Here is a 13,120-nt window from a genome sequence, read left to right as displayed (position 1 = left end):
CAAGAGGTTCAAACGCTCTCAAGATAGCTGAGCCAGTGCTCGTCAGGGGGGTGGGACGCGAATCGTGCAATTTCCTGCCGTTTGGTCATCACCAGGTTGCGGATCAGATCGTCCGGGAAAATGCGCGCAACTACCGGGTCAGTTTCGAAAGCAGAGATGGCCGACGGCCAGTCGGCTGCCAGTTGCGGCAGATCCGTCAACTCATAGGCATTGCCCGAAATCGGGCTGGGCGGTCGCAGGCCATCCTCGATCCCAACCATTGCCGCGCCCAGAACTGCGGCCAGCATGAGATAGGGGTTGATGTCACCGCCAGCAACGCGATGTTCGATCCGTCGGGCGGCAGGGACACCACCCGGAATGCGCAGGGCCGCCGTGCGGTTTTCATAGGCCCAGCTTGCTCCGGTGGGTGCGTGGGCACCAGGCACCAGGCGCGTGTAAGAATTGCCATGAGGAGCGAAGATCAGCGTAGAGCCGGGCATCGCGGTCAGACATCCAGCAACCGCCGAGCGCAGTTCATCGGTTCCCTCGGCCCCTCCGTCATCGAAGACATTGCGTCCATCGACATCGACGACCGAGAAATGCACATGCATTCCGTTGCCCGCATCCTCGGCATAGGGCTTGGACATGAAAGTTGCTGTGAAGCCATGCTTGCGGGCCACGCCACGCGCCAAGGTCTTGAAAAGCCACGTATCATCGGCGCAGCGCATGGCGTCCTGATGGTTCAGATTGATCTCGAACTGACCGATCCCGCTTTCAGATATTGCAGTCTGAGCGGGAATACCCATAGCGGCGCAACCATCATAGAGATCGGTGAAGAACGCATCAAACGCGTCCATTTCGGCCATCGACAGAACGGCTTCGTCCCGGAGCCTGCGGCGCGTGACCGGGTTGATCGGAGGCTGCGGTTGGTCGCCTGAGGCGTCAAGCAGAGTGAACTCGAGTTCGGTAGCGGCGATGACCGACCAGCCCCGTTCGGAAAATCGATCTAGAACCGCAGAAAGCGCGTGTCTCGGATCGCCCGCAAAAGGCGTGCCGTCATCGTGGTACAGGCACATGGGCACCAGCGCGGTGGGTGTATCAAGCCAGGGCATGGGAACCGGACCACGCCCGGTGGGGCGCAACACACCATCTGCATCACCGCTTTCGAAGACAAGCGGGCTGCCTTCGATATCAGCGCCCCAGAGATCGACATTGAGCGCAGAGAACGGCATGCGTACGGCGCCTTTGTCCAACTTGGCACCGTATGAGGGCGGCACGCGTTTGCCACGCATCTGACCGTTGAGGTCACAGGCGGCGACGCGGAATGTATGCAGGGCGCTCAGGTCCATTGGGGGCTCCGTGGTCTAGTCACGAGAGGTTTAAATCAGGATTAGCGTCTTGTCACGAAATTTGATCAAATTACGAACAGGCGTCGCTTGCGGTGGGGCGCGATGTTGAAAATCAACCGACTTGTACAGTGGTCGAGACCGCTGTCTTCCGAGTTGTACAACATTCAGGTGCCCGATTGTGCCGGGCGTAGCGATGCCTATAGTCTCATATATGTTCATCTTTCTTACCATAGTGTTACTGATCGCAGGCGGGGTCGGCTATTACGTCTGGTCCAAGAGACAGGCCCGCGCGGCGCTGTTGGCGACGCGTCTGACCTCGGATCAACGGGACATCATTGATCAGCAAGTTCCCATCATCCGGCGGCTGCCCGCCGGGCTGCGCAGCCACTTGGATGGCAAGGTGAACCTGTTTCTGGATCAAGTGAGCTTCTACGGCTGCGACGGGTTGGAAGTGACTGAGGAGATGGAGCTGTCGATTGCGGCGCAGGCCTGTTTGCTCGTGATCAATAGCGACATTTGGTATGACAATCTGACGACCATTCTGATCTATCCCAATGCGTTCAAGTCAAAGCAGCAGCGGCGCTCGGGCTATGTCGTGTCCGAGAAAGAGATAGTGCGGACCGGGGAAAGCTGGGATCGCGGACCGGTCATTTTATCATGGGCACACAGCCAGCAGGGCGCTCTGGATGATCGCGACGGGCAGAACGTAGTGCTGCATGAATTTGCGCATCAGATCGATGATCTGTCCGGGGGTACAAATGGCGTACCGATCCTGAGTGAAGGGCAGACATTCGCGGAATGGGAAAAGGTGTTCCTGAGCGCCTATGACGCGCATGTCGATGCGGTTGAAAGCGGGCGGCGGACAGTCATCGATCCGTATGGCGCGACCGGGCATGAAGAGTTCTTTGCCGTTTCGGTTGAAGTGTTCTTTGAGCGCCCGAAGGCGCTGAAGCACGAGGTGCCCGAGGTCTATGAGCAGCTTTCGAAACTGTTCCGGCTGAACCCGGTGGAGTGGGCTTAGCGCGCCAGATTTAGTCGGAAGCGCATCTTGGCTTTCCGCTCGGCAGGTAGGTGGCGGTTCAGGCGTTTGTTGACCCTTCCGAAGCCCCAAACGATGACCAGCGTCAGCAGGATGAAATAGAACGCCAGAATCGGGTAGGGGATGAACGGGTTGAAAGTCTTGTCCGCGAAGTAGCTGGCGTAATAGAGCGCGTCGCCCCGTTGTTGCCAGGCCGGGAAGGCCGAGAAGAAGACCAGTGTGGTGGACTGGAAGACAAAGATCGCTTCGTTCGTATAGGCGGGCCACGCCAGCCGCAGCATTGTGGGCCAAACGATACGTCGGAAGCGCGACCAACCGGACATGCCATAGGCGTCGGCGGCTTCGATATCGCCCTTGGGGATTGAACGAAGGGCGCCATAGAAGATCTCGCCCGAATAGGCGGAAGTATTCAGGAACAGCACGATCAGCGCCCCCAGCCAGGCCGAGGTGAAGGCGTCGAACATCGGATAGGGCTTCTTCAGCGAAAGGAAGAAGAAATAGGCGAAGAAGAACTGGATGAACAGCGGCGAGCCGCGGAACAAAAAGATGAACCACTCGGACGGTTTACGCAGCCATTTATTCGACGAGGCTTTGCCGACGGCCAACGCGGTGGCGAGGAAGAACCCCGTGACCATCGCCATGATCCCGAAATAGATATTCCAGATCATGCCCGAGCCGATCAGCGTGAAGTGCTCGCACAGGGTGAAATCGGTTTTGGGCAGCAGGCGCTCGCCAAAGCCCAGCGAACGGAGGCCGTAGTCCTGAATGGTCTGGATGCAGCTCATGCGGTGGTCTCCTTGCGCAGAAGCTCTCCGCCCGATGTGGCCTGACCATGGGACAGGCGGCGCATCAGTTTCTCAAGCCCGATTTCCGAGACGCGGGTCATGCCGAGGTAGAAGATCAGCAGGGCGAGGAAGTACCACATGCGCCAGTCGCCATGAGGGTAATCGGTAAAGCGGGATGTTTTTGTGCCGCCCAACTCGCGCGCCCAATAGACGATATCTTCGATGCCCAGCAGAAACAGCAGTGGCGTGGCCTTGATCAGCACCATCCACAGGTTCGATAGGCCGGGTAGGGCGTAGACCCACATTTGCGGCACCAGGATACGCCAAAAGGTCTGGCGGCGTGTCATGCCGTAGGCTGCGGCCGTCTCAAGCTGGGCGTGTGGTACAGCGCGCATGCCGCCGAACAGGACGTTGGCGGCAAACGCGCCGAACACGATAGAGAATGTGACGACGGCAAGGAAGAAGCCGTAGGTTTCATGCACCCATTCGGGTGCAGTGCCCAGCGGCAGCTTGGCGGCCTGACAGACGATGAAGTCGTTGCCCTGCCGCACCGGATCGGTCCATTCGGGGCAGAGCACTTTATGGCGCAGCCATTCAAAGCCCTGATCCAGAGCGATCACGAAGAACAGAAAGAAAGCGATATCAGGCACGCCACGCACGATGGCGATATAGGCCTTACCCAGCCAGCTAAGCGGCGGGAAATGCGATCGCGCTGCCATAGCGCCGGCAAAACCGAAGCTCAGGGCGACCGGGGCGGTGACGGCCAGCAGACCCAGCACCTTGAAGAACGACAAGTAGAACGACCAGTGGACGCCATTGGTCAGATAGCACGAGAACCAGCGGAACGTGCCCAGCGTGTCAGGATCAGCGCAGTAGGAGAACATAAGGCGTCTTTCGAACGTCTGGCCGGTCTCAGGTCCGGCAGGTCCGGCGCGCGCACGCGCCGGACAATTGGACGGAGGGCTTAGTTGGTTACGACCGAGCCGTCTGTGTTGTATGTAGCGATACCTTCGCCAAACCATTTGACCAGCATCTCGTTGAGCGTGCCGTCCGCCTTCATGGACGAAATAGCGTCATCGAACTTGCCGCGCAGTTCTGCGTCGCTCTCGCGCAGGCCCATGCCGATGCCACCGCCCAGCGGGACAAGATCGCCGACAAAGACCAGCTCGCCACCGGATTCCTCAACAATCGGGACCAAGAAGTCATAGTCCGCCAGCACCGCATCCGCTTCGCCGTTGCGCACGGCGGCGATGGTTTCTTCGGGGGTGGCGAATTCGACCAGAGTCGCGCCGGATTCAGCAACGTGACCGGCCTGAATGGTTGCGGTCTGTGCAGCGACGATGCCACCTTTCGTGTCAGCGCCATCTGAAGCAGCTACGTAAGCTGAGGCGGTCGGCGGGTAGTAGTTCTGGGTAAAGTCGATGACCTCATCGCGTTCGTCAGTGATCGACATGCCGGCGATGATGGTATCGTAGTTGCCCGAGACCAGGTTCGGAATGATCGAATCCCAGTCGTTCTTGACCCATTCGCATTCCAGACCAGCGCGCTTGCACAGCTCGTCACCGACTTCACGCTCGAAGCCGTCGATCTCACCAGCATCATTGATGAAGTTGTACGGAGGGTAGGCGCCCTCGGTGCCCATGCGCACAGTTTCGGCCATTGCGATACCGGCGGTCAACGCCAGCGCTGCGGTGGTCAGAATCAGGTTTTTCATGAGTTACTCCCCTTTATTGGTTCTGTCCGTTGGTTAAGCCGCCTGAGTGGCGGAGAGAAAGCCCTGAAGCCGTTCGGATTCAGGGGCAGTGAAAATGTCTTCGGCTGAACCCTCTTCTTCGATCAGGCCCTGATGCAGGAACACAACGTGGCTGGAGATATCCGCAGCCATCTTCATGTCATGGGTCACGATGATCATGGTGCGGCCTTCTGCGGCCAGATCCTTGATCACTTTGATCACTTCCTGTTCCAGTTCGGGATCGAGCGCTGAGGTCGGTTCGTCAAACAGCAGCGCCTGAGGTTCCATGCACAGCCCACGTGCGATTGCGGCGCGTTGTTGCTGTCCGCCCGATAGTTGCGCCGGATAGACGTCGCATTTGTCGCCGATGCCGACCTTTTCCAGATATTTGCGCGCGCTGTCTTCGACCTCGGCCTTGTCGCGGCCCATGACAGTGACCGGAGCCTCCATCACATTCTGCAGGATGGTCATATGGGCCCACAGATTGAACTGCTGGAACACCATCGACAGATTTGTGCGGATGCGCAGCACCTGCTTGGGATCGGCGGGACGGCGATGATTGTGGCTGCCAGTCCAACGGACGGGCTCGCCTTTGAACAGAATCTCGCCCTCTTGGCTGTCTTCCAACAGATTGCAGCAGCGCAGCAGGGTAGACTTCCCCGAGCCGGATGATCCGATCAGCGACACGACGTCGCCGCGATGCGCGGTGATGTCCACGCCCTTGAGCACCTCGAGTTGGCCAAAGCTTTTGTGCAGGTTCTTGATCTCAATGACGGGAGCGGCGTCTGTCACGGGCAGTCCAGATATGATTGGTGTTGGTGCGGTAATAGGGCTGAAAAATCGGGCTAATGCAATGCGCAATTGACAAGTTCACGCAGCGAAATTGCCAAATCGGGCGGTCGCGCTGTCTAAACTGTCAGTTTGTTGGGCGCATTCTGTGGCTCGATGCACCATTATCGACAGGTCAGCCAGATCAATCTCTTGATTGCGGCCCAGAGATTCAGGTCACAGGATTCCGGATCAATCGAGGTGATCCTCAGCGAAACCAAATTTATTGAACTGGCTTGATCCAATCACCAAAACTGTTTGAATTTGGGAATAATTCGTTTTGAGTTAAAGATTGAAATATACGAATTCAATTCACGTAAGGGGCTTCTTGTGATCGCGCTATTATTTGCATTGTTCGCCGGCACGATGGTGCTGGCATACTTTAAGCTGGTCAGAATTTCATACGCATTGTTCGTGCTGACGCTTTTGGCTAGTGCCTACTGGCTGAAGTTTCACGCCACGACCCCCTTAACGATTCAACTGTGAGGTCGTCCAATGTCACCTGAATTTGCTCGTAACATGAATGCGATTGGTGCACTGGCGGTTTGCCTGGTTCTGGTGCTTGCCTTCTACTTTCAGCTTGTCCTTTACGAACTGCCCTGTCCGTTATGTTTGCTCCAACGCGTGGGATTCGTGGCCGTTGGGTTCGGGCTTGCTCTTAACCTGTTGTGGGGTACGCGCGCCAGAAACTATGGCATCGTGCTGGTGGCGGCGATCTTTGGGATCAGTGTTTCGATCCGGCAGATTCTGCTGCATATCGTGCCCGGAACAGGGCACTACGGCTCCCCGGTTCTGGGCCTACACTTCTATACCTGGGCGGGAGTTGCCTTTGGTTTGATCATCCTTGGCACCGCAATCATGCTGGTATTCGAGAAGCAGTATGATCTTGCGTCGGACGTTCGGGCAACCGAACGCTTCGGAGGAAGTACATTGGCCAAAACAGCGTTTTTCCTGATTTTGGCATTGGCTGTCGCGAACGCTGGTTCGGCGCTTTTGGAGTGTGGGCCCGGCATCTGTGACGATCCGCCGACAGACTACAAGTTTCTGAATGAGCTTGAAGGCAGCGATTCATAGCGCTGACAACGCCCAAAGGCTTGCCGGTTGATCAGACCTTCGCCGCCTTTTGTCTTGCAAGCGCCGAATCCACATCGCTCACGCCGAGCAGGCTGACGACAAGGCGTAGCAGAGAATCCTCTTCACCGCTGCGGTGCCCATCCGCCAGTGCGACCGACCACATGGCCTGCACAACGGCCAGGCGGTCGTCATAGGCGATCGCCTCTTTGATGGCGCGAGTAAAGCGGACGGTGTCGGGCGCCTCGGCTTCAAGGTCTTCGGCTCGGGCGCGCAGGGCTGCGGCCTCAAATGGCGACAGGCCGTAGCGTTCGGCCGAGATGCGGTCGATTCGGGCCATTTCGGTATCGGCATAGTCGTTGTCGGACCGAGCGATACGCACCAACAGGGCGGTGAGGGCCAGACGGGCATCATCTTCGACAAGCGGGTCGGGCTGCGGCTGCGTGAGCCGGGACAGGAAATCACTGAACATAAGCGTTTATATAGAGATAGCCTAGGTCGCTTCCAAGCGGCTTTGTATCCGCTCGCGTGCCGCTTTGCTGTCGTTGAAGCTGAGGCCCATGGCAATGCGGGCTTCTTCGACGATCTTGACCTCGCCCTCGTCCGAGTTGCCATCGGCCAGCACGACCTCCCACAGGGCGTCAAGCGCGGCCAAGCGTTCCTGAAGATCGGTGGTTTCGCGGATCAGTTTGCCGAATGTATCTGTTTCCGGAGCAGCTGCGTGCAATTTTTCGCAGGTGGCGCGGACCTTGGCGGCCTCGATCGCATTGTGCTGGTAAAGTCGCGCAAGAATGCGGTCGATCAGGCTGATCTCTTCCAGCTTGTAGTCGCGGTCGGCCTGCGCGACACGTACCAGCAATGCTCCCAGGGCCAGTTCGGCATCAGGATCGGGCAGTTTGTCATGTTGCGGCGGCCGAAAGGCCTGGAAGAATTTTTTCAACATATCGGCAGGATATTCCGTAATTCGAGGCGCGCCAAGCGGTGCTAGCCCTCATAGCCCTGAATAATCACAAGATCGCCGGTCGAAACCGGATCGCGCAAGGCCTTGGCGGCTTGATAGGCATCGCTTTCATAGCAGGCCAGCGCCTGTTCATAGCTGGGAAATTCGATGACAACTGTGCGGGCGCGAGCCTTGCCTTCAGGCTCGCTCCTCTCGCCGCCGCGTACAAGAAACTTGGCCCCGTAATCGGCGAATGGGGCCGCATTGGCAGCAATGTAAGATTTGTAGGTTTCAATGTCGTCTACATCGACATGGGCAACCCAGTATCCTTTGGCCACAAGGTGTCCTCCGCTGGTATCGGATGCAAGGTGCGGAGGAACAGGTTGAAATGCAATCCCCTAAAAGTGGATCATCCACCGGATTGCAGCGCGGCGCGTGCTGAATCCTGTAACCAAGCGGTCATTTGCCGATAGGGAACCGGGCCATAGCTGATCCGGGCCACGCCGAGTTTCGCCAGCGTCGGCGTGTCAGGCGTGCCGGGCAGGGCGATGATGTTGACCGGCAGGTCGGTGGCCGCGCAAAGCTGGCCGATCATGGATTCGTCTTTCAGGCCCGGCGCGAAGAACCCGCTGGCTCCGGCATCGGCGTAGGCGGCCGCGCGGGCCATGGCGTCATCCAGCATCGCTTGATCATGCGTGTCCGGAGCGGCTTTGAGGAAGATGTCAGTGCGGGCGTTGATGAAGGCGGGAACACCGGCCACGTCACAGCTTTCGCGCATCGCAGCGACACGCGCTGCCTGTGTTTCGATGTCATAAAGATCTTTAGTTCCAACGACCTGATCTTCGAAGTTAAAGCCGATTACACCGGTTTCCAGCGCGCGTTTGACATTGGCCGATATGCCAAAAGTATCCTCGGCATAAGCGCCTTCGAGGTCCATGGTGACCGGTATATCAACCGCCTCGACAATGCGGCGAGCGTTGTCTAACGCCAACTCAAACGGGATGTTCTGGCCGTCCGAAAACCCCTGCGCCATCGCGACCGGAGCACTGCCAGTCGCCAGCGCTTTGGCCCCTGCATCGCGTACAGCGACGGCGCTGCCGGGGTCCCAAATGTTATAGAGGATGACCGGATCACCCTTCTTGTGCAGGGCGGCAAATGTTTCTGCTTGGGTAATCTGATCGGTCATGGCCGGTCTCCTGTCGCTGCTATGGCGGCAGTTAACCGTGCAAACCGCCGGCGCGTAAAGATATTTCGCGCCGACTGGTACAAATCTGTTATCGGCCCGTGATCAGACCAGACGCGAGGTGTCTTTCGCGGCGCGCACGAATTCGCGGAACAGGGGGTGCGGGTCGAAGGGTTTGGATTTCAGTTCCGGGTGATACTGAACACCAATAAACCATGGGTGATCCGACCATTCGACGATTTCCGGTAAACGACCATCCGGGGACATGCCCGAGAAGTTCAGGCCCGCCTTTTCCAGCTTGTCGCGGTACTTAATGTCGACCTCGTAGCGGTGACGGTGGCGTTCCTCAATCTGGGTGCCGCCATAGACTTCCGCGACCTTCGAGCCTTCGGCCAGAACCGCGTTATAGGCGCCCAAACGCATGGTGCCGCCCTTGTCGTCTCCGACTTTGCGTTCGACCTTGTGGTTGCCTTGTACCCATTCTTTCAGGTGGTAAACAACGGGTTCAAAACGCTTTTTGCCAGCCTCGTGGTCGAATTCCTCGGACCCGGCTTCGGTGATTCCCGCCGCGTTGCGTGCGGCTTCGATCACGGCCATCTGCATGCCCAGACAGATGCCCAGATAGGGCACTTTGTGTTCACGCGCATATTGAGCGGCCTTGATCTTGCCTTCTGTCCCACGCTCGCCAAAGCCGCCGGGGACCAGGATGGCGTGGAAGCCTTCCAGATGAGGTGCGGCGTCTTCGTTGTCAAACACCTCGGCATCGACCCACTCGATCTTGACGCGGACGCGGTTGGCCATGCCGCCATGGGTCAGGGCCTCGGCAATTGACTTGTAGGCATCTTCAAGCTGGGTGTATTTGCCGACGATGGCTACTTTCACTTCGCCTTCGGCGTTGTGGATGCGGTCGCTGACGTCTTCCCATTTGGCCAGATCGGGCTTGGGGGCCGGGCTGATCTGGAATGCGTCCAGAACCGCCTGATCCAGACCTTCACGGTGATAGGCCAGCGGGGCGTCGTAGATGGTGCTGAGGTCTTGTGCGGCAATCACGCTGTCAGGGCGGACATTGCAGAAAAGGGCCAGCTTTTCGCGTTCTTTGGTTGGAATCGGTCCCTCGGACCGGCAGACCAGAATGTCGGGGGCTAGACCGATCGAGCGCAACTCTTTCACCGAGTGCTGGGTTGGCTTGGTTTTCAACTCGCCCGAGGCTTTGATATAGGGCAGCAACGTCAGGTGCATGAAGATACACTGACCGCGCGGCTTGTCCTGACTGAACTGGCGGATCGCTTCAAAGAAGGGCAGGCCCTCAATATCACCTACGGTGCCGCCGATTTCACAGAGCATGAAATCAACTTCATCCTCGCCAATCGCGATGAAATCCTTGATCTCATTCGTGACGTGCGGGATCACCTGAATGGTTTTGCCGAGGTAATCTCCACGGCGTTCTTTCTCCAGCACGTTGGAATAAATCCGCCCCGAGCTGACCGAGTCGGTCTTGCGTGCCGCCACACCGGTGAAGCGTTCGTAATGGCCAAGGTCCAGATCGGTTTCAGCGCCGTCATCGGTAACGAATACTTCGCCATGTTCGAAGGGCGACATGGTGCCCGGATCGACGTTTAGATAGGGGTCCAGCTTGCGCAGACGCACCGAATATCCCCGGGCCTGCAACAGCGATCCCAACGCCGCCGAAGCCAGTCCTTTGCCCAAGGACGAAACCACACCACCAGTGATGAAAATAAAACGCGCCATGTTTTTCGGCTGCTCCCGTGAGACGTCATTATTAGCTGCCCGGCGGTTCGAAAAAACCGCTGCATCACGGGACTTCACGTATAAAGGATTCGCGCACATAGCGCAAGAGAACCGCAAGATGCTGTTGCAGTTCCCTTATGATTTTCTAGGTTTTGTGGCTTAGTCGGCCGCCTGCGGGATCAGCGGAGCATTGTCGCCCTGCGCCGGCGGCAACAATTCATCTGCCGATGGGACTGCCGGAGCGCTTTCCTCAGCCGGGGCCGGGGCAGGCACGCCCAAACGGTCAATCACCGAGCTGCCAGAAGATTTCTGGGCCGCCAGAATCGTCAGCGTGATCGAGGTGACGATAAAGCACGCGGCCAGGATCCATGTCAGCTTGCCCAACGCCGTTGCTGCCGCGCGGCCCGTCATGGCCCCGCCGCCACCGCCACCCATGCCAAGGCCGCCGCCTTCGGAACGTTGCATCAGCACAACGACAATCAGGCCCAAGGCCAGAAGAAGGTGGATGATGAGAACGACGTTTTCCATGGTGGTCCTGTACAGCGTGGCGTGTATCGCGTGGTACTTATGCAAGTTTGCCAGCGGGGGCAAGTCACGAGTTGGCATCACGTGCGGTGATGTTTCATATCACACCAAAGAGACTGGACAGAGCGCTGTGCTGTCGCGCAGGCTGCGCCTCATGCCACATGATGATCACGACCACCCGCACGCCCTGTTGCCTCCCGAACCCGCGCTGCGCGTCAAAGCGCTTGAGACGATTCTGACCCGCAAGGGTCTGATTGATCCTGCAGCGCTGGATGAAATCATCGATACTTATCAGAACAAGATAGGGCCACAGAACGGCGCGCATGTTGTTGCAAAGGCTTGGAGTGATCCCGATTTCAAAGCCTCACTGCTGGCAGACGCCACATCAGTCGTGGCGGATCTGGGCTATTACGGTCGTCAGGGTGAGCATATGGTGGTCGTCGAGAACACGCCTGAACAGCACAACATGGTCGTCTGCACCTTGTGCAGCTGTTACCCGTGGCCGCTGCTAGGAATTCCACCCGGCTGGTACAAATCTGACGCCTACCGCGCCCGCGCCGTGCGAGAGCCGCGCAAGGTCCTGTCTGAGTTTGGTGTTACCTTGCCCGAAGGTACATCGGTTCGCGTCTGGGATTCGACGGCCGAAATTCGTTACCTCGTCCTGCCGATGCGCCCAGAGGGCACAGAAGGATTGAACGCGGACGAATTGGCGGCGCTGGTCACCCGCGACAGCATGATCGGCACTGGGCTACCCAAGGTGCCGTCATGACGCGCGTACATGATATGGGAGGGCGCTTTGGTGATGGTCCGGTGAACCCGGAACCCGAAGACGCGCCGGTGTTTGCCGAAGACTGGCACGGTAGGGCGCTGGCGGTAACGCTCGCTGCGGGGTTTCTGGGGCAATGGAACATCGATGTTTCACGCCACGCGCGTGAAAAACTGTCTCCTACGGACTACGCGCGGTTTTCTTACTATGAGAAATGGATGTCTGGTCTGGCTGATCTTCTGGTCGAAAAGGGTGTCCTGACGCTTGATGATTTGCGCGGTGTTGACGGGGATGGTGTTCATCCTCTGACTGAGCGTACCCTGAAGGCTGACGCCGTCGCAGGCGCTTTGGCCAAAGGTGGACCCGCAGATCGCCCGTCGAACGTCGAAGTTCGGTTTCAAGCCGGACAAGCAGTCCGAGCATTGGGCCAGAGCGCCAATCGACTGGTTGATGGCGGCCACACCCGGTTGCCGATCTATGCCGCGGGTGCAACGGGTCGCATCCTCAGGCTGCATGGCACTCATGTCCTGCCGGATTCCAACGCCCATGGGTTGGGTGAAGCCCCTGAGCCGCTCTACGCGGTCGTGTTTCCCGCCTCAGAACTTTGGGCAAACCCTGAGCACCCGGCGGATGAAGTCGTGCTGGACCTCTGGCAGTCTTATTTGGAGCCCGCATGAGCGATTGTATCACTCACTCAGCCCCCGAGCCGATTTTTGCCGAGCCCTGGCACGCGCAGGTTTTTGCGGTCACAGTGGCCTTGAACGAAGCGGGCCGGTTTGATTGGCCGGACTGGGCGGAACGGTTTTCCAATACTTTGAAACGGAACGGCCTCAAAAAAGATCTGGATGGTGGGGACGATTACTTTCACGCTTGGTTGGAGACCTTGGAGGCGCTGCTGGCTGAGCAGGGGGAAGCGCCCACTGATGATGTCCAGGATCTTCGCAATGCATGGGAAGAGGCTTACCTGACAACACCCCACGGTCATCCCGTACAATTGCGCTAAAAGCAGAGGGGGCGCTGCCCCCGCCGCCCGTCCGGGCGACTCCCCCGAGGTACTTTTGGCCAGATGAAGCAGGGGATCCGCTCTTCATCTGGCCAAAATCACCTCCACCGGAGGCATCGCGAGCGGCACGATTTGTATCTGCGGCGAAATATCGGTTTCCCTGCCGTCTGT

General features: G+C 58.3%; 17 protein-coding genes. 6 read left to right on the top strand and 11 right to left on the bottom strand.

The window, feature by feature from the left end; all coding sequences use genetic code 11:
• Positions 1-8: 8 nt before the first annotated feature.
• A complete protein-coding gene (locus ACR0AU_RS05480; RefSeq protein ID WP_480795378.1) occupies positions 9-1,328 on the bottom strand; it encodes a glutamine synthetase family protein in 1,320 nt (439 codons plus the stop codon).
• Positions 1,329-1,521: 193 nt separating this feature from the next.
• On the opposite strand from ACR0AU_RS05480, the gene ACR0AU_RS05475 reads away from it, so the two are divergent.
• On the top strand, positions 1,522-2,349 hold the full coding sequence (locus tag ACR0AU_RS05475; RefSeq protein WP_480438403.1) for a M90 family metallopeptidase: 828 nt from the start codon (positions 1,522-1,524) through the stop codon (positions 2,347-2,349).
• Here the strand turns inward: ACR0AU_RS05475 and ACR0AU_RS05470 are convergent.
• From ACR0AU_RS05470 to ACR0AU_RS05455, 4 genes are all read right to left on the bottom strand, one after another.
• Entirely contained in the window at positions 2,346-3,152 is an 807-nt protein-coding gene (locus tag ACR0AU_RS05470; protein WP_170393602.1) for an ABC transporter permease, read from the bottom strand. The two genes, ACR0AU_RS05475 and ACR0AU_RS05470, sit on opposite strands and share 4 nt — an antisense overlap.
• Positions 3,149-4,036: an ABC transporter permease gene (locus ACR0AU_RS05465; protein ID WP_170393600.1), complete on the bottom strand. Its 888-nt coding sequence runs from the start codon at positions 4,034-4,036 to the stop codon at positions 3,149-3,151. The genes ACR0AU_RS05470 and ACR0AU_RS05465 overlap by 4 nt, the downstream gene beginning before the upstream one ends.
• 80 nt (positions 4,037-4,116) lie before the next feature.
• A complete protein-coding gene (locus ACR0AU_RS05460) occupies positions 4,117-4,866 on the bottom strand; it encodes a transporter substrate-binding domain-containing protein (RefSeq protein WP_170393598.1) in 750 nt (249 codons plus the stop codon).
• Between the two features lie 33 nt (positions 4,867-4,899).
• Positions 4,900-5,676 (bottom strand): ABC transporter ATP-binding protein, encoded by a 777-nt coding sequence (locus tag ACR0AU_RS05455; protein WP_170393596.1) that lies wholly within the window; start codon positions 5,674-5,676, stop codon positions 4,900-4,902.
• 366 nt (positions 5,677-6,042) lie between these two features.
• On the opposite strand from ACR0AU_RS05455, the gene ACR0AU_RS05450 reads away from it, so the two are divergent.
• Together ACR0AU_RS05450 and ACR0AU_RS05445 are read left to right on the top strand one after the other, a co-directional pair.
• On the top strand, positions 6,043-6,198 hold the full coding sequence (locus tag ACR0AU_RS05450; protein ID WP_223118239.1) for a DUF5993 family protein: 156 nt from the start codon (positions 6,043-6,045) through the stop codon (positions 6,196-6,198).
• Positions 6,199-6,207: 9 nt separating this feature from the next.
• Positions 6,208-6,786, top strand: a complete 579-nt coding sequence (locus tag ACR0AU_RS05445) for a disulfide bond formation protein B (RefSeq protein ID WP_170393594.1) — start codon at positions 6,208-6,210, stop codon at positions 6,784-6,786.
• Between the two features lie 31 nt (positions 6,787-6,817).
• Here the strand turns inward: ACR0AU_RS05445 and ACR0AU_RS05440 are convergent, their stop codons facing one another.
• From ACR0AU_RS05440 to secG, 6 genes are all read right to left on the bottom strand, one after another.
• Positions 6,818-7,255, bottom strand: coding sequence for a tellurite resistance TerB family protein (locus ACR0AU_RS05440; RefSeq protein WP_170393592.1), 438 nt, complete (start codon positions 7,253-7,255; stop codon positions 6,818-6,820).
• 21 nt (positions 7,256-7,276) lie between these two features.
• A complete protein-coding gene (locus tag ACR0AU_RS05435) occupies positions 7,277-7,726 on the bottom strand; it encodes a tellurite resistance TerB family protein (protein WP_170393590.1) in 450 nt (149 codons plus the stop codon).
• A gap of 41 nt (positions 7,727-7,767) precedes the next feature.
• Positions 7,768-8,061: a DUF1330 domain-containing protein gene (locus tag ACR0AU_RS05430; protein WP_170393588.1), complete on the bottom strand. Its 294-nt coding sequence runs from the start codon at positions 8,059-8,061 to the stop codon at positions 7,768-7,770.
• Positions 8,062-8,132: 71 nt separating this feature from the next.
• Positions 8,133-8,909, bottom strand: a complete 777-nt coding sequence (locus ACR0AU_RS05425) for an isocitrate lyase/PEP mutase family protein (RefSeq protein WP_170393586.1) — start codon at positions 8,907-8,909, stop codon at positions 8,133-8,135.
• Positions 8,910-9,011: 102 nt separating this feature from the next.
• Complete coding sequence (locus ACR0AU_RS05420) at positions 9,012-10,655, bottom strand: CTP synthase (protein WP_170421030.1); 1,644 nt, start codon at positions 10,653-10,655, stop codon at positions 9,012-9,014.
• A gap of 159 nt (positions 10,656-10,814) precedes the next feature.
• On the bottom strand, positions 10,815-11,183 hold the full coding sequence (gene secG, locus ACR0AU_RS05415; protein WP_010439184.1) for a preprotein translocase subunit SecG: 369 nt from the start codon (positions 11,181-11,183) through the stop codon (positions 10,815-10,817).
• Positions 11,184-11,334: 151 nt separating this feature from the next.
• Between secG and nthA the strand changes: the two genes are divergently transcribed.
• Genes nthA through ACR0AU_RS05400 form a run of 3 tightly spaced genes read left to right on the top strand, consistent with a single transcriptional unit; the run spans position 11,335 to position 12,949 of the window.
• Positions 11,335-11,949, top strand: coding sequence for a nitrile hydratase subunit alpha (gene nthA / locus ACR0AU_RS05410; RefSeq protein ID WP_170511094.1), 615 nt, complete (start codon positions 11,335-11,337; stop codon positions 11,947-11,949).
• Positions 11,946-12,623, top strand: coding sequence for a nitrile hydratase subunit beta (gene nthB / locus ACR0AU_RS05405; RefSeq protein ID WP_170731853.1), 678 nt, complete (start codon positions 11,946-11,948; stop codon positions 12,621-12,623). The genes nthA and nthB overlap by 4 nt, the downstream gene beginning before the upstream one ends.
• A complete protein-coding gene (locus ACR0AU_RS05400; RefSeq protein ID WP_170510675.1) occupies positions 12,620-12,949 on the top strand; it encodes a nitrile hydratase accessory protein in 330 nt (109 codons plus the stop codon). Before nthB ends, ACR0AU_RS05400 begins: the two co-directional genes overlap by 4 nt.
• Positions 12,950-13,120: the final 171 nt, after the last annotated feature.

Source organism: Ruegeria sp. CG1 (assembly GCF_056537265.1).
This window is presented reverse-complemented; position numbering and strand designations above follow the sequence as displayed.